The organism is Kosakonia sp. S42 (genome assembly GCF_016624785.1).
Classification (GTDB): domain Bacteria; phylum Pseudomonadota; class Gammaproteobacteria; order Enterobacterales; family Enterobacteriaceae; genus Kosakonia; species Kosakonia cowanii.
Window position 1 is genome coordinate 481,068 of sequence record NZ_JACVTW010000001.1, and the last position, 18,720, is coordinate 499,787.

The window sequence follows — 18,720 nt, forward strand, 5'->3', positions numbered from 1 at the left end:
GCGGAGGCGGTATGGAGAACTTTCTGGCAGCAACCATTGCGGGCGATATTCCACGCAAGATGTCCGGTGAAGCGGGCGGAATTCACTGGTTGTGGCATGAGCAGGGGATCCTCGAGCTGGTGCCGCCGCAGCCGGTAGGACGTTCGCTGGTGATCTCCTGTGCCATTCACGGCAATGAGACGGCGCCGGTGGAGCTTATCGATCAACTGCTGCACAACCTCTTCTCCGGTGAGCAGCCGCTGAGCTGGCGATTGCTGATTATTCTTGGCAATCCGCAGGCGCTGGCGCAGGGCAAGCGCTATATCAAAAGCGATCTCAACCGCATGTTCGGCGGGCGCTGGCAGCAGCTTCCGCCGAGTGATGAAACCATCCGCGCGGCGCAGCTTGAGCGGGCGGTGACGCACTTTTTCTCTGAAGGGGATGAGACGCGCTGGCATCTCGATCTGCATACCGCCATTCGCGGCTCGCACCATGTGCGTTTTGGTGTCCTGCCGCAGCGCGCCACGCCTTGGGATGAAGCTTTCCTGACGTGGCTCGGCGCGGCCGGGCTTGAAGCACTGGTGTTCCATCAGGCACCTGGCGGAACCTTTACCCACTTTAGCTGTGAAAGCTTCGACGCGCTTGCGTGCACGCTGGAGCTGGGCAAAGCGCTGCCGTTTGGTGCCAACGATCTCAGCCAGTTTCAGCGCACCGCCTGGGCGCTGGCGGCGCTGCTTGCCGGTGAACCCGCGCCTGATACCGAGCTTGCTCCCCTGCGTTACCGGGTGGTGCAGCAACTGACCCGGCGCAGCGAGGCGTTTACCCTCTATATGGACAATGAGACGCTGAACTTTACCCCCTTCAGTGAAGGTACGCTGCTGGCGGAGGATCGCGGCGAGCGCTATGTGGTGACGCACCCGCAGGAGTATGTGCTGTTTCCCAACCCCAATGTCGAGATTGGATTACGCGCCGGATTAATGCTGGAAAAAATAGCGTAGCGTTAAGCCCTGCCACCGCAGGGCTTATTTTTGCTCTCTGAATTTATTACGGAATTATCTTGTTGAGTGCTGAAAAAAATAGCATACTCAGTTTTTACTTATCTCCATAAAAAACTTATATTTCAGCGGCTTGTTTATTTTTATTTCCACTCTTCACCGTTTATCCTTATTTCCTTCATATTTGATTAAAATCTCACTTTTATACTTTCACTGTTTTACCATCGCTCTGATTAATTGACGCTTGAAGCGCTAAAGTGATTAGCGTCAACACGGCAACCGCCGTATATAAAACTGAAGTAAGGAAGAATATTATGCGTAAATTGACTGCCCTGTTTGTTGCCTCTACCCTGGCGTTTGGTGCTGCAAGCCTTGCGCACGCTGATGATGCTCCGGCTGCACCGGCCGATGCCAAACCGATGATGCATCATCACAAAGGAAAAGGGCCGCACGAGATGATGTTCCAGGGCCTGAACCTGACCGATGCGCAGAAAACGCAAATCCGCGACATTATGAAGAGCCAGCGTGAAGAGATGAAACGTCCGCCAGTGGAAGAACTGCGCGCGATGCATGAGATTGTTGCCAGCGACAGCTTCGATAAAGCCAAAGCCGAAGCGCAAATCAACAAGATGGATGAGCAGCGCAAAGCCGACATGCTCAAACATATGGAAACGCAGAACAAGATCTACAACATTCTGACGCCGGATCAGAAAAAACAGTTCAATGCCAATTTTGAGAAGCGTCTGACAGAACGACCAGCCGCAGGCGATAAAATGCCTCCTGCACCGGCTGAATAATTTAGTCGACCCCTCTTAAGACCGCCGGTTTTGCCCATCGCCAATAGCACATGATGGGCAGAACCGGCGGTTTTTTCTCGCCTGCCTCTTGCCAGCCGCTACCGGCGCGGTATCCTCGTTGTTCCTGTGTGCCCGAAGTTGCTACTTATCTGAAGTTTATACTTTTTTACATCTCTGGTTACGTCGTAGCCTAAGGCATCGCTGCCTGGCTGCCGATAACCTGTTTATAGCCAATGTGAACAAGAACAAGAATGCACGCTGTTTCAGAAGCAGCGGCGCAGCGTATCGCTGTGCTATTCAGGAGTGATGATGGAATTCTTTGATATTCGCAAAATGCCGGTCAATCTCTGGCGAAATGGCGCAGGCGAAACGCGCGAGATTTGCTGCTTTCCGCCCGCTACCCGCGAATTTAACTGGCGCGCCAGCATTGCCTCGCTGGCCGGAAACGGCGAGTTTACGCCGTTTCCCGGCGTCGATCGCGTGATCACCCTGATTGAGGGCGGGGAAGTGACGCTCAACGGCGGCAGCGTGCGCCATACGTTGAAACGCCACCAGCCCTTCACCTTCGCCGGGGATCAGCCGGTCAAGGCCGAGCTTTGCGAAGGCCGCATGTCGATGGATTTTAATATTATGACCCGCCGCGATCGCTGCCAGGCGAACGTGCGCATCGCCGATCGCACCTTTACCACCTTCGGCTCGCGCGGCGGGGTGGTGTTTGTGCTGAGTGGCGCATGGCAGCTGGGCGATAAACTGCTCACCGCCGATCAGGGCGCCTGCTGGCAGGAGGGGAGGCAGACCCTGCGGCTGCTCCGCGCCGAAGGGCAGTTACTCTTTAGCGAAATCACGTGGCTGGCCGGGCACTAAGCCAGCTCGACGATCTCGTGTTCACCCGACAGCAGCGGTTTACACAGAATTTTATAGCCATCGTGATCGAAGCCGGCGGGCGTGCGCAGCAAGGCTGCCGCTTCGCCTGGCGTATTGACCGAACCCAGCCAGAGCCAGTTATGGATGATGTGATACTGCGTCATCTCGCCAAAGCTCTCTTTTAAGCCAATCGGGCCCTGCCACGGCCAGCACACCAGCTGCATGCGCGCCATCGCGGCGAGAAAACGGCTATTGTGCTCTTCAACGCTCTCTTTCCCGCAGCAGGCACCGGCGCAACGTTTCAACGCCGAGCGAAAACAGGGGCGGCCACGGCTGAGTGGTTCAAGACCAAGCAGGCCGTAACAGAGCTTCTCTTCATCAGCGATAGATTGCAGCGCCTGTAGCGCCGTGCGCCGGTTGGCAAACAGGCCAAAAAGATGCGGCGATGAGGAGAAGTCCACTTCGCGGGCGTAGACCACCTGCGGTTTACCTTCCTCCACGCGCAGGGAACAGAGCTGGCGATTACGGCGCAAGCGTTTATTAAACAGCGGCTGTTGCTCTTTAATAAGCCTCGCTTCCAGCAGCAGCGCGCCAATCTCGCCGGCGGTGCAGATCCAGCTGACGCGCCTTGACTGGCGCAGCATGGAGGCTTCATCCGGGGTGCGGAAATGGGACATCACGCGGCTGCGAATATTGACGCTTTTGCCGATATAGAGCGGCATGGCCTCGCTGTCACCGTGAAAAATATAGACGCCAGGGTGCTTAGGCATCGCCTCAAGCCACTGACGCAGATGTTCGGGGTATTCATAGATTGCCGCCGCCTCAAATGAAAGACGCGGGGCCGATTGACGCCTTGCCACACGGAACTCCTGATACTGGTTACTTGTACAGTGTAGCAGGGTGCTTCAGGTTAAAAAAGAAACATTTGGAAAGATCAGGCAAGTGTGGGGCGGGAAGAAGGGAGCTGATACCGCTTCGCTTAGCAGGCCTACAGCGTATCTGTAGGCCTGAGCGGGCGTCACGGTTTACTGTTTCTTCCAGAAATCGTCGAAAATGGTGATTGGCGGACGGCGCTTGTGCTCGGTCTTCACATACCAGCCCTCAATAATGCGGGCGGTCGCTTCATCCAGCGTTTTGCCTTCCAGATAATCGTCGATATTCTCGTAGGTGACGCCAAGTGCGGCTTCATCCGGCAGAGAAGGGCGGTCATCTTCCAGATCGGCAGTCGGTGCTTTCTTATAGAGATGCTCCGGGCAGCCAAGGTGCACCAGCAGCTGTTTGCCCTGACGCTTATTGAGGCGGAACAGCGGGTTAATATCGGTACCGCCATCGCCATACTTGGTGTAGAAGCCGGTGACCGCTTCGGCGGCGTGGTCGGTTCCGACAACAATCCCTTTGCACATCCCGGCGATGCTGTACTGCGCTTTCATACGCTCGCGCGCTTTCTCATTCCCGCGCACAAAGTCGCTCAGCTCAATACCGGTATCGCGCAGCGCCTGCTCGCTTGCCAGCACCGAGGCTTTGATATTGACGGTCAGGACGCGGTCAGGTTTGATAAACGCAATCGCGTCCTGGCAATCCTGCTCATCTGCCTGCGCGCCGTAGGGCAGACGCACGGCGATAAACTGCAACTCGCTGTCGCCGCTCTCTTCACGCAGCTCCGAGATGGCTAACTGGGAGATTTTCCCCGCCAGCGTCGAGTCCTGGCCACCGCTGATGCCGAGCACCAGTGATTTGATAAAGGGATAGGTTTTCAGATACGTTTTCAGAAAATCCACGCTGCGGCGAACTTCTTCTTCGGCATTGATGGTTGGCTTGACGCCCAGTGCCTGAATAATCTCTTGTTGCAGAGCCATTAACCCCTCCGTTGTTGAATCCTGCTGTGCAGGTTGCAAATTGTTATTCATTAAAGCTAACCCCTTCGTGGGAAAACGACAAGGTTCACAGTTTTACGTGCCGTAATTTGCGCCGATTCAGGTCGTTTACGCACTTTTATTAGATTTTTCTGAAAGATATATCATTTTCTGTCCTGAGTTGAAAATTCCAATATTATATTCCAGGCTTAGTTAACACGCTGATACAGAAGCGGATACTAAAGAGGATGGAATATGAATAAGAATATCGCAGGAATTCTGGGCGCCGCAGCAGTACTGACTATGCTGGCTGGTTGTACCGCTTACGATCGCGCGAAAGATCAGGTTAGTCAGCCGGTCGTTAAAGATGTGAAAAAAGGGATGAGCCGCCAGCAGGTAATGCAGATTGCAGGCCGTCCGTCATCAGAAGTGAGCATGGTTCACGCTCGTGGTACCTGCCAGACCTATATCCTGGGTCAGCGTAACGGCAAAACTGAAACCTACTTCGTTGCACTGGATGAGACCGGTCACGTGCTGAACTCGGGTTATCAGACCTGTTCTGAATACGACACCGACCCGCAGGCACCGCAGCAGCAGTCTCAGCAGAAAAAACCTTTCCAGTAATTTTTTGATTCGCCTGAGCACACAAAAAACCGGCCATCTGGCCGGTTTTTTTATGCCTTATGCCGGCACGTTATCGATTTTGCTGATACGTGACCAGACGCGGTGCGCGGAAAGCTGTTCGATAAAATCCTCCACCAGCGCGGTGGACGCGATATCGCCTTCAATAATGCCCTCTTCGCCCTGCGGGTTTACGTGGATCACCCCTTTAAACTGGCGGGCGTCACCGGCAAGACCGATAGTTTTGAGATGCTTATAGGCTTCCAGCAGGTAGTATTTCGCATCGCCATTTTGCAGCAGCGTGCTGACATCGCCGCCGGGCACAAAGACGCCATCCACCGTCAGCGAAGGCGAACCGGCAAAAGTTGCCGCCACCGGCAAGCGGGAGCCATCATCAGCCACCACTTCGCCCATACGTGAATAGAGCAGTTTGGCGTGCACGCCTTTGTTCTTCAGCCCTTGCAACAGAGTCAGCACATCCTGCGAGCGAACATTGTCATGCAGCAGCACTGCGACCACACGGCCCTTCACATCGCCATCCGGAATGGCATAAAGGCTGAGGGAGGGATCTTTCTCCACGCCATTTACCGCAGGCGGCGGCGTAATATTGCACTGCTCTTCCGTCAGGGTAATACCCAGGTTTTCCGCGACGGACTGCGCCAGCTTGACATCAATATGTGCCAGCAGATCGACCACGCGTTCGCGAATATAGGGGCGTGCCACTTTGCTTAGCTCAAAGCTGAAGGCATCAACGATATGGCGTTGTTCAAACGGCGTCTGGCTTAGCCAGAAGAGGCGAGGATGGGCGTAGTACTCACCAAATGAGGGGCTGCGCTCGCGCACTTTATGCCCTTCAACACGCTCCTGATAGCTCTCAAAACCACCGCGTTTCGGCCCCGGCGGCGTTTCGCGCGGCCAGTTATCGTTGATGGAGTTCGGCTCATAGTTGGCCGGATTGGTGTCGATATCCATCCGGTGCATGCCGTCACGCTGGAAGTTGTGGTACGGGCAGGTCGGGCGGTTAATCGGAATTTCGTGGAAGTTCGGCCCGCCGAGACGGCTGATCTGCGTATCGGTATAGGAGAAGAGGCGCCCCTGCAACAGGGGATCGTTGGTGAAATCGAGCCCTGGGACAATATGGCCCGGATGGAAGGCCACCTGTTCGTTTTCGGCAAAGAAGTTATCCGGGTTACGATTGAGCACCATTTTGCCGACCCGCTGCACCGGCACCAGCGCTTCCGGGATCAGCTTGGTCGGGTCGAGCAGGTCAAAATCGAACTTGAATTCGTCCTCTTCCGGGATCAGTTGCAGCCCCAGTTCATATTCCGGGTAGTCGCCCGCTTCAATCGCTTCCCACAGCTCACGGCGGTGGAAGTCCGGATCGCGCCCGGTCAGCTTCTGCGACTCGTCCCACACCAGCGACGCTTTACCCGCCAGCGGTTTCCAGTGGAAGCGTACAAAGGTCGCTTTCCCTTCGGCGTTAATCAGGCGGAAGGTGTGAATACCAAACCCTTCCATGGTGCGATAGCTGCGCGGAATGCCGCGGTCGGACATCGCCCACATCACGTTATGCAGGGTTTCCGGTTGCAGGGAGACGTAATCCCAGAAGGTGTCGTGCGCGCTCTGACCCTGCGGAATAGCCCAGTGTGGCTCCGGTTTCACCGCATGGACAAAGTCGGGGAATTTGTGCGCATCCTGCAAGAAGAAGATCGGCGTGTTGTTGCCGACCAGATCGAAGATGCCCTCTTCGGTGTAGAACTTGGTGGCGAAACCGCGAATATCACGCACGGTATCCGCTGAACCGGCACCGCCCTGTACGGTTGAGAAGCGCACAAACACCGGGGTGATCTTCTCCGGGTCGGAGAGGAAATCGGCCTTGGTAATATCTTGCAGGCTGCGGTAGGGCTGGAAGTACCCGTGCGCCGCCGAGCCACGCGCATGCACGATACGTTCAGGGATACGCTCATGGTCAAAATGGGTGATCTTTTCGCGCAGAATAAAATCTTCCAGCAGCGTCGGGCCGCGCGAGCCTGCGCGCAACGAGTTCTGATCGTCGCTGATGCGCACACCCTGGTTAGTGGTTAGCGCGGCGTTTTCGCCGCCCTTACGGAACGGCTCCAGCGCATTCAATTTCTCATTGGCGGTATCGGGTGATTTAAGGCTGCCAGGTGCGGTGGGCTCTTCACCGGGTGCGGTCGGTTTTGGCGAAGGGCGGTGGGAGTTATCGGATGGTGCGAGGGAATCCAGTCCCGGGCGGGCTTCGTTTTCATCATCAACCGGGGCGCGGGAAGGTTGCGTCTCTTTCTCATGCTGCGACATTGAACTCGTCTCCTGTTATCCATGACTAAAAAGGCAGGTTATTGCCATTAACCCTTCTAACTATAGAACAATGTCCCGGTCGCGCCCGTTTACCGGCCCGGCCTTGAAAACGCGCTGAGAAGCGCACGCCGGGCGCGACGAGCGGGGTCACAATCGGCTATCATTGGCTTTCGTGTGTGTGAAATTTGTCTTTAGTGAATGCATCGCTTATGAAAACGCTTCGTCAACAGAATCGAGTCATTATCAGCTATGTCCCGCGCGTCGAACCGGCGCCCCCCGACCATGCGTCAAAGGTCGAAGGTTATCGTGATGTCTGGAGGCTGCGCGCTAAATATGTCGCGTTTGTGTTGATGGGCGAGAATTTCCGCCGCTCGCCGACCTTCACTACGCCGGATGCGGCGCAGCGCTGGGCGACGCAGATGCGTCAGGAAGGCGAGATAGAGGAATAAAAAAAACGCCTGCAGTGTGCAGGCGTTTTTGTTTTTACGCGGGAAGCTTAGTGATGTGCCAGTTCGGCGTGCTCTTCGCTATCCAGAATGGTTTTATCTGTCTGCTTCAGCCACTGGCTGGTCAGCGTCCCGGCGGTCATGGAGCCGCTCACGTTCAGCGCGGTACGGCCCATATCGATCAGCGGTTCGACGGAGATTAGCAGCGCAACCAGCGTAACCGGCAGGCCAAGCGCCGGCAGCACAATCAGCGCGGCGAAGGTAGCACCGCCGCCCACGCCCGCTACACCGGCGGAACTGATGGTGACAATACCGACCAGCGTGGCGATCCACATCGGGTCCAGCGGGTTGATGCCGACCGTTGGTGCAACCATCACCGCCAGCATTGCCGGGTAGAGACCCGCACAGCCATTCTGGCCGATGGTCGCACCAAAGGAGGCGGAGAAGCTGGCAATCGACTCCGGTACGCCAAGGCGACGGGTCTGCGCTTCCACATTCAGCGGAATAGAGGCTGCGCTGGAGCGGCTGGTGAAGGCAAAGGTCAGTACCGGCCACACTTTACGGAAGAACTTCAGCGGGCTGACGCCATTTACGCCCAGCAGCACGCCATGTACCACGAACATAATGCCGAGGCCGAGGTAAGAGGCGATAACAAAGCTGCCCAGCTTGATGATGTCGTGGATGTTGGAGCCAGCAACCACTTTGGTCATCAGCGCCAGCACGCCGTACGGCGTCAGCTGCATTACCAGACGCACCAGCTTCATCACCCAGCTCTGCAGCGTGTCGATGGCGGTCAGCACGCGCTGGCCCTTCGGCGCATCATCCTTCAGCAGCTTCAGCGCGGCAACGCCGAGGAAAGCGGCAAAGATAACGATGCTGATGATCGACGTTGGGCTTGCGCCAGTCAGATCGGCAAACGGGTTTTTCGGCACAAACGACAGCAGCAGTTGTGGCACGGTCAGATCGGCCAGTTTACCAACGTAGTTGCTCTGAATGGCGTTCAGACGCGCGGTTTCTGCGCTGCCCTGCACCAGCCCTTCAGCGGTAAGACCAAACAGATTGGTCACCAGCACACCCACCAGCGCGGCGATAAGCGTGGTGAACAGCAGCGTGCCGATGGTAAGGAAACTGATTTTGCCCAGCTGCGACGCGTTGTGCAGACGTGCAACGGCGCTGAGGATCGAGGCGAAAACCAGCGGCATCACAATCATTTGCAGCAGTTGCACATAGCCGTTACCGACTACGTTGAACCACTGAATAGACTCTTTCAGCACCGGATTATCGGCACCGTAAATGGCCTGCAGCGCAAGACCGAATGCCACGCCAAGCCCGAGACCAACCAGTACTTTCTTTGCCAGGCTCCACTGTTTGTGGCGCGCCTGCGCCAGCAAAAGCAGCAGTGCAGCGAACACGACAACGTTCGCGATTAATGGAAAATTCATCCCCGTTCTCCTGATTTCATTATATTGATGACATCGAGGTCATCCTGTGGCGCAAGGTTAGCAGAAGTGCCCGGGGCGGCTTATATCCAAATGGAATGCTTTATAGCGAAGTGTTCAAAAGCGACTATTTATCGTGCAATCTGGCGATCAATAAAGCGATTGAACTCATTTTGCAGGATATTTATCGCTTCGGATGACCAGCGGATTGCACCATTTTCGGGCAAGGTTTGCGGCATCCACACGGCATAGGTGAGCAGGGCCATGCAGAGCACTCGCTCCATCTGGTTACCTTTTTGTGACGCGAGAATCGGCAGGCGAAAGCGCCAGCGGCAGGGCCACAGCAGCGGTACACCGGCAGGCGTGAGCATATCTGCAACGATATGGCTGAGATAGCCGACGACCATACCCTGCAGCGCATCCGTCGGCAGGATCCAGCTATCAGGGACTTTTAAGGCAAAAAGGGTAAGCGCAAGAAAGACCGCCAGCAGGCTATGGGTGAATCCACGGTGACCAAAGGCGCGCGCAACGGGTTTTGAGATCCACTTTAGCCGCTGGCCGAGGAAGGATTTTGGGTGATCGATGTCCGGCAGCAGGCAGGTGAGAATGGCTGAAGGCACAATATGCCACCAGTCGCCCTGTGCAAGCACGGGCGTCAATTCGGCATTCTTGGTAAACACCGCGCAGGCTATGGAGAAAAGCAGGTGTCCTTCCGCCGTCATGATCAAACTCGCTAAACTGTCGATGCATACAGTATAGGATGTTTGTACAGTAGGCGGAAGAGGTGACGGTGTAACTCTTTGTCACAATCCTGCTAATTTAGCGCGCCAGCCAGCCGCCATCGACCGCCAGCGTGTAACCATTTATGTAGTCAGCCGCCGAAGAGGCGAGAAAAACCGCCGCGCCCTGTAAATCCTCCGGCGTACCCCAGCGAGCCGCGGGAATACGATCGAGGATCTCCTGATTACGTTCAGCATCTTCGCGCAACTGCTGGGTATTGTTGGTCGCCATATAGCCGGGTGCAATCGCGTTGACGTTAATATTGTGCTTCGCCCACTCATTCGCCAGCAGGCGGGTAAGGCCCATCACGCCGCTTTTTGAGGCGGTATAAGAGGGAACACGAATGCCGCCCTGGTAAGAGAGCATCGAGGCAATATTGATAATTTTGCCGCCGCTGCGCTGGGCGATAAATTGTCGGGCGACAGCCTGGGAGAGGAAGAAGAGCGATTTGAGGTTGAGATCCATCACCTCATCCCAATCCTTTTCGCTGAAATCGATGGCGTCACAGCGGCGGATAGTTCCGGCGTTATTGATGAGAATATCAAGGTGCCCCATCTTCGCCACCGCTTGATCGACAATCGAGGCCAGCTGCTGCTGGTCGCGCAGGTCGGCCTGAATCGCGTGAAATCGGCGGCCAAGCGCCTCGACGCGTTTTGCCGTTTCATGAGGGATTTTCCGGTTAACACCGACAATATCGCAGCCTGCTTCCGCCAGCCCTATTGCCATGCCCTGGCCCAGACCGGTATCGCATCCGGTTACAAGAGCCACCTTATCCGTTAGCTTAAAAGCATCCAGTATCATATCTACTCCGGCGTGATGTCATGTCGTGACGGGCGTCAATGCCTGCGGATCAGAATAGAAGGCGGGAGCGTAAAATACAAACAAATGAAATCATGTTTCAATATTTTTGTGATGCAGGAGCAGCTTTGCGCTGCTCCTGCACATTATTAACCGAGCAGATGTGCAGCGGTGAGCTGCTGCAAGCTGTCGAGTTTGACATTCGCCAGCACATAGCGCGGATCGGCACGATGCTCCTCATCGGGCACCACAATCGAACGCATGCGCGCCGCTTTGCTGGCAATCATCCCGTTTACGGAATCCTCCAGCGCCACGCAGGCTAAGGGATCGACACCGAGTTTCGCCGCGCAATCAAGATAAACCTGCGGGTGCGGTTTGCTGTAAGGCAGGCTCTCGGCAGAGGCCAGTGCATCGAAGCTGTCACGAAGGTCGAACATCGCTAAAATTTTTTCGAGCATATGCAGCGGCGAGGCGGAGGCCAGCCCGACACGCAGGCCGTTCGCTTTGCACAGTGCCAGCGCTTCACGCACGCCCGGCAGCAGTGGGCGCTCTGCTTCTACCAGCGCGATTGCGCGCTCGATAATTTGTGCGGTCACTTGCTGGCGGGACGGACCGCTCCACGGCTGTTGCGCATACCATAAATCAACCACCATATCGATGCGCAGGCCCAGCGTGTCAGGCAGTTCGTCGCGGCGCGTGATGTCGACGCCGAGGCTTGAGATCACCTCAAGTTCAGCGCGATCCCACAGCGGTTCCGAGTCAATTAATAAACCATCCATATCAAAAATTGCTGCAACTGTTTGGCGCGGGGCAGACATAACACCTCTCCGGTTAGCGTGATTAAACAGGGTGAAGGTAGTGAGTATGGCAATGCGTTCACCCTGGCGTCTTTAAAAATCAGGCGAAAATAGTTATCAGCAGGTAGACTAAGGCACAAACAGTGCGTCAACAACAAGGGGAATCCATGACGTATCAACAAGCTGGACGCATCGCCGTACTGAAACGCGTTCTGGGTTGGGTGATTTTTATTCCGGCCGTTATTTCGACCGTTATTTCGATCCTGAAGTTTATGTATGAGCATAGCGATAAACAGCCCGGTATTAACGCCGTGATGCTCGATTTCGCCCACGTGATGATTGAGATGATGCGGTTCAATACGCCATTCCTCAATCTCTTCTGGTACAACTCGCCGACGCCCCATTTTCAGCAGGGTCTGAACGTTCTCTTCTGGATTATCTTCGCGCTGATCTTTATTGGCCTGGCTTTACAGGCTTCCGGTGCACGCATGAGCCGCCAGGCACGCTTTGTGCGTGAAGGGGTGGAAAACCAGCTGATCCTCGAAAAAGCCAAAGGCGACGAGGGGCTGACCCGCGAGCAGATCGAAGCGCGTATTAATGTGCCAAACCACACCATTTTCTTGCAGATTTTCCCGCTCTATGTGCTGCCGGCCATTATCATCGTGGCGGGGTACTTCTTCTTTAAGCTGCTCGGCTTTCTGTAAAGTGACAGCGCCCGATAGCATTCGCGATCGGGCTTCTTAGCCTTCCACTTTTACGCGGCCAATACCCGATCCAGCGCCTTCTGTGCATTCATCAAATGTTCACCGCCGAAAAGAATGGCGCGGTTGAAGAGGGTATAGAGCTGGTAAATCGGTTGGCGGTCGAGAAAGTCGGGCGGGAGCGGGGAGATAGACTGGTAACCGTCGTAGATCTGCGGCGGCTGATCCGGATGGAGCGGCAACATCGCCAGATCGCACTCCCTGTCGCCCCAGTAGCAGGCGGGATCGTAAATATAGGGGCCATCCGGGCCAAGGGCGCAGTTGGCGGACCAGAGATCGCCATGCAGTAAAGAGGCCTGCGGCTGGTGGCCAGCTAACCGCTGCTGGACATGTTCAACAATTGCATCGATATTGCCGAACTGTAGCCCTTTCTCCGCCGCCAGCTCAAGCTGCCAGCCGATACGCTGCTCGGCGAAAAAGGTCGACCAGCGTCGCTGCCAGGCGTTCGGCTGCGGGGTGGTGGAGAGATCGTTATCGAAGTCGAGACCAAACTGCGGCTGATCGCTCCACTGATGGAGCCGGGCAAGCTGCTGGCCCAGCAAAAAGGCGCTATGCATATCCAGCGGGCGGGCGTGAAGGTACTCCATCACCAGGAAGCTGTAGTCGCGGTCGCTGCCGACCGCCCACACTTCAGGCACCCGGACCGTATTGCTGCGCGCCAGCAGCGCCAGCTGATCGGCTTCGGCAGTGAAGATGGGAAGCAGGGCGCGTTCATCACATTTAACGAAACAGTCGCGTCCTGCGTAACGTATGCGCCATGCAGCGTGAATTTCGCCGCCCGGTAGCTCATCGCGTTGTTCAATTTCGCCTTCACCCAGTTGCTCGCTTAACAGACCACTTATCGCTTGCCACATGATATTTCTCCCATGTAATCAGCCAGATCATTAGGTTAGCGCACTAAAGCTGTGAAAAAATTCGACTTAACGCACACCAGGCGCACGCACGGCGCAGGATGGCACTTATTGCTCTTGTTGCCGCCACGTCTCCCAGGTGGAAACCGTGACATCGGTTTTTCGCCCGACGGCGCTTTCGGCCAGGCCGCTGGCGAGATCATGAACCTCTTGCTCATTTAAGGCGCTAATCAGGCCGAAGGTGTTGGTGCCCAGATCGTGCACCTTGCCATCGTCGTCCGCCATGGTGATAAGAAAGCCCGCAAGTGTAAAGTGGTTATTCAGCTCATTGATATCCGTTAGCGTCTCATCGTGAAATTTCACCGTGACGACGTAGCGGCTGATGCCATCGCTACTCATATTTCACCTCATTGTTAATGCAAATTTTTTTAGCATAGTCGGCGACGACTATTTGTCGACCATCGCCAGCGATTCTCGCTGCGTTAACGCGCTTAAGCACCGCATAAGTAGTCGTAGATCTTTTGCGTATCTTCACTGGCACACAGGCGCGTACCCTGATTGATGGTTGCCGCGCTGCCGGCTGCGACGCCAAAGCGCACCATATCGTCGAGCGGGGCATCTTCGGCAAGCTTAAGGGTCATGGCACCGACCATGCTGTCACCCGCACCAACGGTGCTCTGGCTTTTCATCGGCGGCGGCACAACCTGAACATGCCCCTGCTGATCCACCCCCAGCGCCCCTTGCGGCCCAAGCGAGACCACTACGCGGCGCGCTTTGCCGCTGTTAATGATCTCCTGCGCGGCACGCAATACGTCATGGGGTTGGTTCAGCGGTCGGCCAACCAGCGCGCTCAGCTCTTTCTGGTTGGGTTTGACCAGTTCGATATTGCCAATCTCCAGCGCAGCGGCCAGCGCTTCGCCTGAGCTGTCGATAATGCAGCGGATCCCCTGTTTTTGCGCGACCGTAATCAACTGCGTCAGTTTTTCAAGCTGTACACCAGGCGGAAGACTGCCGCTGATGACCAGAATCGCGCCGCTCTCTATCGTCAGCACTCTCTCTTCTATCTGGCGGAACTCATCTTCGCTGAGGGCGGCGCCGGGCATCACAAAGCGATACTGCTCGCCGCTCGCTTCAACGTGCACATGCAGGTTCTGTCGCGTCCAGTCGGCGGTCTGCACGCTGAGGGTCGGGACATGCTCATCGGCGAGCAGGGCAGTCAGGTGTTCACCGGTTGCGCCGCCCGCCGGGAAAATCGCGGTAGCTTTGCCGCCGAGGTGGGCAATGGCGCGGGCAACATTAATGCCGCCGCCACCCGGTTCAAAAACCGGCGAGGTGCAACGGAGTTTTCCTTCCGGATAAATTTGCGGCGTTATTGTCGCGCTATCGAGAGATGGCGCGAGCGTTAGCGTATAAATCGATACCATATTGACCTCCTGTTACGTAGGGTGCAGTAAGCCTGGCACCATTTACAGCGAAGGGAAAGTAAATAACAGTATGATTTTAAATACGATATTATTTTTACGGTGATATTTCGGAATCTATAACAATTATTCTGAGATCTCTCTTATTCAAAAAATCAAATAAGATTTCATTGATATGTTTAAGCGGTCTTTTTATAATTTGTTACCTTTCTGCGGACCGTTGGTCATTGATCCATAAGAAAGTTTCCGGGACCGTGTTGGTCTCATTTACTGTACGGATTTTAAAAAAATGAAGCTTTTTAAGACAGTACCCGCGCTGGTTATGGCTGCGGGCGTGCTTGCGTCGATGAATGCTGTCGCAGATGATACCGTTTTTACTGTCATGGATGACCCCGCCTCCGCGAAAAAACCGTTTGAAGGTAATGTTAACGGTGGCTATCTCGGTCAGTCAGGCAACACAAAGAGTTCCTCTTTGACGGCTGACTCTACCCTGACATGGTATGGCGATTCTACGGCCTGGTCCCTGTGGGGCAACGCCAGTAATACCTCGTCTAATGACGAACGTTCTTCCGAGAAGTATGCCGTTGGTGGTCGTAGCCGTTATAACATGACTGACTACGACTACCTGTTTGGCCAGGCGAGCTGGTTAACCGATCGCTACAACGGTTACCACGCCCGTGACATCGCTACCGCCGGTTATGGTCGTCAGTTCCTGAATGGCCCGGTTCACAGTTTCCGTCTCGAATTCGGTCCGGGTGTACGTTATGACAAGTACACTAACGGCGATACCAAAACGACGGCGCTGGGCTATGCGTCTGGCACTTACGCGTGGCAGTTCTCTGACAATGCGAAATTTACCCAGGGCGTTTCGGTGTTTGGTGCGGACGATACCACCGTCAACTCCGAAACCGCACTGAACGTGGCGATTAACTCCCACTTCGCGTTGAAAGTTGCCTATAACGTGACCTGGAACTCCGAGCCGCCATCATCGGCACCGGATCATACCGATCGCAGAACGTCTATTACCTTAGGCTACAAAATTTAACTGGACGGGCCGGATTATCCGGCCCGTTTTTATTTACACGCAGTGCGCAATTCGCTGATTAATTTTATTTAAGTCCCATCCTGCACTTTCTCTCCACATTTCCTCTTTGAGAAACATATTCAGTTTATTTGACACGAACGGCTAAATAAATTGACTGGGAAAAAGTGTGATCCAGATCTACAATTCTTGCTGTGGGCACGCTGCTGCCCGGCCAGTTAAATCTATTTCAGCAAGAGAATTCAATCATGAAAACAATCACAACAACCGCCGCCGCGCTGGTTATTTCTGCGCTCTCTTTCAGCGCTTTCGCGGCACAGCCTGCACAATCTACTAACCACATCACCAGCATCGAAGCGGGTTCAAACATGATCCCCGGCACGCATGCAGTAAAAGGTACTAATGACGCTGCTTTTAATGCGCATACGCTTGTAGCCGGTGGATGGGAATAAAGATTATTCTTAGCAGTTTCATCTGCTTAATTTAAAAACCGGATTATGCGGTACCGGTTTTTAAATTTGGCAAGACAGACTTAATAATGAGTCGATTCTGAAAAGTTATTTATAAAAAGTGCACGAATAACGCTTATCTCTGGTTGCGTTAAATCTCAAAGTATTAGCTACGCAGGAGAGAGAGAATATTCTCCGCCGCCTGGTTCGCCACTTTTAGCACGGCGTCCTGACCCTGCTGTAACAGCTGTGCTTTAGCCATCTTGCTCGCTTCCAGCGCGTAATCTGCATCTTCTATCCGGCTCTTTGCCGCCTGTATGGCGACACTCTGCTGCGCCAGCACCGATTTGTTTGATTCAAAACGATTAATAAAAGCGCCATATTGCGCGCGGTAACCGCTCACTTTCTCCAGCGCCTGGTCGAGTTTGCCCATCGCCTTACCAGCAGTGGTTTCTGACAGCAGATCCGTGCCGGTTAAGCCAAGGGATTTAACATCCGCGGGCGTGGTCGGAATGGTCGTTGATTTGATCTCATCCCCGACAGTGGCGCTGGTCACCACTTCCCACGGCCTGCTCTGCTTAGGTGGCACTTCCGGCGTAATGGTCGGTTTTGGCAGCTCGCCCCAGGTCAGGTTGCTGGTAAAAGAGCCGCTACCGACGACCATGACAACAAGATCTTCGGTGACATTATCGATCGTTAAACGCTCAAGGCGGTTCGAACCATTGCTGCCATCATTGTAGGCAGCACCGGACTCATAACGATCGCCGTCACCACTGTATTTGATGGTCATGCCATTATAGGCGAGCGTCGAACTACCATTTAATGCCCAGGAAGAGCCACCCTCAATCAGTAACGAGTCATCGTAAGTGGCGCCACTCTTAAAGCCATTCGATGCGGTCAAAACGCGGCTGGTCGCCTTTGCTGAATCCGTGATGCCGCGGCTTTTCCAGGTGTAATCCGGGTCACTGCCATTAATCGGCGTACCAGCCAGATGTTTACCGTCACGCGTAAAGAGCTGGATATCGTCATCCAGACCGAGTGAGTCGATGGTAATAGTAATATTTTTCGCTCCCGCAGGAATATAGGCCAGCGAGACGATGCCTGAGCTGAACGAATAGTCCGTTCCGCTCACCGGAAATTTCGTACTCAGCGGCGGAACATCGCCGATAAGTGCTGGCGGAAGTTCCGGCGCGTCCGTTGCCAGCGGATAAGAGCCGAAAATCTCGGTGCCTTCGGAAATCGACTGAATGGTATCCAGAATGCTTTGATACTCATTCTGTATGCTGCGTCTGTCGCTGTCGGAAAGCGTGCTGTTGCCAGCCTGGATAGCCAGGCTTTTAGCGCGAATCAGCCGTTCACTAATGGTACTCAGGCCACCATCGGCGGTCTGCGCCATGCTGATGGCGTCATCAAGCCCGCGGGAAACCACGGTGTCTGCGTTGCTGTTAGAACGCATACGATTGGCGATGGCCTGGCCTGCCGCATCGTCTTTTGCGCCATTGATTCGAAAGCCTGACGATAAACGCTCAATTGACTCCTGCAGAGTCGATGAGGTCGTTTTTCGAACCGTCAGGTTCAATCCCGTCATCTCGTTGTAATTGATCGCTTGCATTACCGTCGCTATATCATTCAAACCACGAATGCTCTATTTATCGGCAACAGGAGTGAGTTTCTTTAAGGTAAATCGATAAGGAAATTTAACTTTGTGCAACTGTATAAAAAACAAGTGCTTTTACATTTCCGCTATAGATTTGCTGTGTTGTGGCACACTTACAGGCAATGGGGATAAGGATAGATTGCGTTTTACTCAAGGCTTTCTAATGAAAAAAGTGGGGCGATATGGGCAAGTTGAATGATGCGGCGTTATACGATGAGATGTGCCGGGTGGTGGGCAAGGTGGTGCTTGAGATGCGTGACCTGGGACAGGAGCCTAAGCATATTGTTATTGCGGGTGTGGTAAGAACCATGCTGGCTAATCAGAGAATTAAACGTACCGAACTGACCGAAGCGGCGATGGAAGAGGTGATTCGCGCACTGGGTTTCGACGCCTGAGCCGGGTTTCAACAGGGCACGCATTGCTGCGTGCCCGGGAGAAGCGAAAGCCCTAGCGTCGTTTTCTCGGGGAAACCGGTAGGGTTTGTGAATATTTCACTTTGCTGTGTTTATAAAAGGCAAAAAAAACAATCGCAATCAGCAGAACAATGGCTAAGATATAAACTATTACCATGATTTATCAGTGGGTTAGGGGTTAATGGGAAGCCAAATAGACTGCTTCCACCCCTGTTGTGTCAAGATGGCAAAGCAAAATCAGATAATACCTTCCTTGCGCCAGCACAGTTGAATGGCGACTTACTCCCCAATAGAGCCGAAAAAGGGCGCAATAACGATCCGCGCCACACTAGCCCTTTCAACGCCGAGTGCAAATGTGTACTATTGTCGGGTACTTAACAGCAGCGGGTAAGGGTAAAGTGCGGTCATTACCGTTCGATACATATTCCGCAGAGTGAA

General features: G+C 54.4%; 20 protein-coding genes. 9 read left to right on the forward strand and 11 right to left on the reverse strand.

What is annotated here, in order from left to right; translation table 11 throughout:
• Nucleotides 1–11 precede the first annotated feature (11 nt).
• The 3 genes from astE (at nt 12) to ves (ending at nt 2,635) form a co-directional block, all read left to right on the forward strand.
• Nucleotides 12–977, forward strand: a complete 966-nt coding sequence (astE, locus tag IAE50_RS02270) for a succinylglutamate desuccinylase (RefSeq protein WP_200579458.1) — start codon at nt 12–14, stop codon at nt 975–977.
• A 311-nt stretch (nt 978–1,288) separates the two neighbouring features.
• Complete coding sequence (gene spy, locus IAE50_RS02275; RefSeq protein WP_094420101.1) at nt 1,289–1,771, forward strand: ATP-independent periplasmic protein-refolding chaperone Spy; 483 nt, start codon at nt 1,289–1,291, stop codon at nt 1,769–1,771.
• A 309-nt stretch (nt 1,772–2,080) separates the two neighbouring features.
• Nucleotides 2,081–2,635, forward strand: a complete 555-nt coding sequence (ves, locus tag IAE50_RS02280; RefSeq protein ID WP_023481716.1) for an environmental stress-induced protein Ves — start codon at nt 2,081–2,083, stop codon at nt 2,633–2,635.
• On the opposite strand, the gene cho is transcribed toward ves, so the two are convergent.
• Nucleotides 2,632–3,495: an excinuclease Cho gene (gene cho / locus IAE50_RS02285; RefSeq protein WP_076769745.1), complete on the reverse strand. Its 864-nt coding sequence runs from the start codon at nt 3,493–3,495 to the stop codon at nt 2,632–2,634. The two genes, ves and cho, sit on opposite strands and share 4 nt — an antisense overlap.
• 165 nt (nt 3,496–3,660) lie before the next feature.
• Nucleotides 3,661–4,491, reverse strand: coding sequence for an ammonia-dependent NAD(+) synthetase (gene nadE / locus IAE50_RS02290; RefSeq protein ID WP_200579459.1), 831 nt, complete (start codon nt 4,489–4,491; stop codon nt 3,661–3,663).
• A gap of 252 nt (nt 4,492–4,743) precedes the next feature.
• Between nadE and osmE the strand changes: the two genes are divergently transcribed.
• Complete coding sequence (osmE, locus tag IAE50_RS02295) at nt 4,744–5,112, forward strand: osmotically-inducible lipoprotein OsmE (RefSeq protein WP_042716978.1); 369 nt, start codon at nt 4,744–4,746, stop codon at nt 5,110–5,112.
• A 57-nt stretch (nt 5,113–5,169) separates the two neighbouring features.
• Here osmE and katE read toward each other — a convergent pair whose 3' ends face one another.
• Nucleotides 5,170–7,428 (reverse strand): catalase HPII, encoded by a 2,259-nt coding sequence (katE, locus tag IAE50_RS02300; RefSeq protein ID WP_200579460.1) that lies wholly within the window; start codon nt 7,426–7,428, stop codon nt 5,170–5,172.
• Between the two features lie 194 nt (nt 7,429–7,622).
• Here katE and cedA point away from each other — a divergent pair, with 194 nt between their 5' ends.
• The gene (gene cedA, locus IAE50_RS02305; protein WP_258185103.1) at nt 7,623–7,877 is read left to right on the forward strand and encodes a cell division activator CedA; all 255 of its coding nucleotides are present in this window, start codon (nt 7,623–7,625) and stop codon (nt 7,875–7,877) included.
• Nucleotides 7,878–7,924: 47 nt separating this feature from the next.
• Here the strand turns inward: cedA and IAE50_RS02310 are convergent, their stop codons facing one another.
• The 4 genes from IAE50_RS02310 to hxpB form a co-directional block, all read right to left on the reverse strand.
• Nucleotides 7,925–9,316, reverse strand: coding sequence for an L-cystine transporter (locus IAE50_RS02310; RefSeq protein ID WP_200579461.1), 1,392 nt, complete (start codon nt 9,314–9,316; stop codon nt 7,925–7,927).
• Nucleotides 9,317–9,444: 128 nt separating this feature from the next.
• Nucleotides 9,445–10,035, reverse strand: a complete 591-nt coding sequence (locus IAE50_RS02315; RefSeq protein ID WP_094420097.1) for a metal-dependent hydrolase — start codon at nt 10,033–10,035, stop codon at nt 9,445–9,447.
• Nucleotides 10,036–10,132: 97 nt separating this feature from the next.
• Entirely contained in the window at nt 10,133–10,894 is a 762-nt protein-coding gene (kduD, locus tag IAE50_RS02320; RefSeq protein ID WP_094420096.1) for a 2-dehydro-3-deoxy-D-gluconate 5-dehydrogenase KduD, read from the reverse strand.
• A gap of 146 nt (nt 10,895–11,040) precedes the next feature.
• Nucleotides 11,041–11,709: a hexitol phosphatase HxpB gene (hxpB, locus tag IAE50_RS02325; protein WP_200579462.1), complete on the reverse strand. Its 669-nt coding sequence runs from the start codon at nt 11,707–11,709 to the stop codon at nt 11,041–11,043.
• A gap of 146 nt (nt 11,710–11,855) precedes the next feature.
• Between hxpB and IAE50_RS02330 the strand changes: the two genes are divergently transcribed.
• Entirely contained in the window at nt 11,856–12,392 is a 537-nt protein-coding gene (locus IAE50_RS02330; protein WP_139567267.1) for a YniB family protein, read from the forward strand.
• Between the two features lie 50 nt (nt 12,393–12,442).
• Here the strand turns inward: IAE50_RS02330 and IAE50_RS02335 are convergent, their stop codons facing one another.
• The 3 genes from IAE50_RS02335 to pfkB all read right to left on the reverse strand — a co-directional run bounded on the left by IAE50_RS02335 (nt 12,443) and on the right by pfkB (nt 14,724).
• On the reverse strand, nt 12,443–13,303 hold the full coding sequence (locus IAE50_RS02335; RefSeq protein WP_094420093.1) for a fructosamine kinase family protein: 861 nt from the start codon (nt 13,301–13,303) through the stop codon (nt 12,443–12,445).
• Between the two features lie 105 nt (nt 13,304–13,408).
• Nucleotides 13,409–13,699, reverse strand: coding sequence for a type V toxin-antitoxin system endoribonuclease antitoxin GhoS (gene ghoS / locus IAE50_RS02340; RefSeq protein WP_200579463.1), 291 nt, complete (start codon nt 13,697–13,699; stop codon nt 13,409–13,411).
• A 92-nt stretch (nt 13,700–13,791) separates the two neighbouring features.
• Entirely contained in the window at nt 13,792–14,724 is a 933-nt protein-coding gene (gene pfkB / locus IAE50_RS02345; protein WP_200133137.1) for a 6-phosphofructokinase II, read from the reverse strand.
• Nucleotides 14,725–15,010: 286 nt separating this feature from the next.
• On the opposite strand from pfkB, the gene IAE50_RS02350 reads away from it, so the two are divergent.
• Both IAE50_RS02350 and IAE50_RS02355 read left to right on the forward strand, forming a co-directional pair.
• Complete coding sequence (locus IAE50_RS02350; protein ID WP_023481849.1) at nt 15,011–15,766, forward strand: YdiY family protein; 756 nt, start codon at nt 15,011–15,013, stop codon at nt 15,764–15,766.
• 245 nt (nt 15,767–16,011) lie between these two features.
• Nucleotides 16,012–16,215 carry a hypothetical protein gene (locus IAE50_RS02355; RefSeq protein ID WP_054802949.1) on the forward strand — a complete coding sequence of 68 codons (204 nt, stop codon included), beginning with the start codon at nt 16,012–16,014 and terminating at the stop codon, nt 16,213–16,215.
• Between the two features lie 163 nt (nt 16,216–16,378).
• Here the strand turns inward: IAE50_RS02355 and IAE50_RS02360 are convergent, their stop codons facing one another.
• Nucleotides 16,379–17,824 (reverse strand): flagellin, encoded by a 1,446-nt coding sequence (locus IAE50_RS02360; RefSeq protein WP_200579464.1) that lies wholly within the window; start codon nt 17,822–17,824, stop codon nt 16,379–16,381.
• A 227-nt stretch (nt 17,825–18,051) separates the two neighbouring features.
• On the opposite strand from IAE50_RS02360, the gene fumD reads away from it, so the two are divergent.
• The gene (gene fumD, locus IAE50_RS02365) at nt 18,052–18,264 is read left to right on the forward strand and encodes a fumarate hydratase FumD (protein ID WP_042715883.1); all 213 of its coding nucleotides are present in this window, start codon (nt 18,052–18,054) and stop codon (nt 18,262–18,264) included.
• The last annotated feature ends 456 nt before the right edge of the window (nt 18,265–18,720 follow it).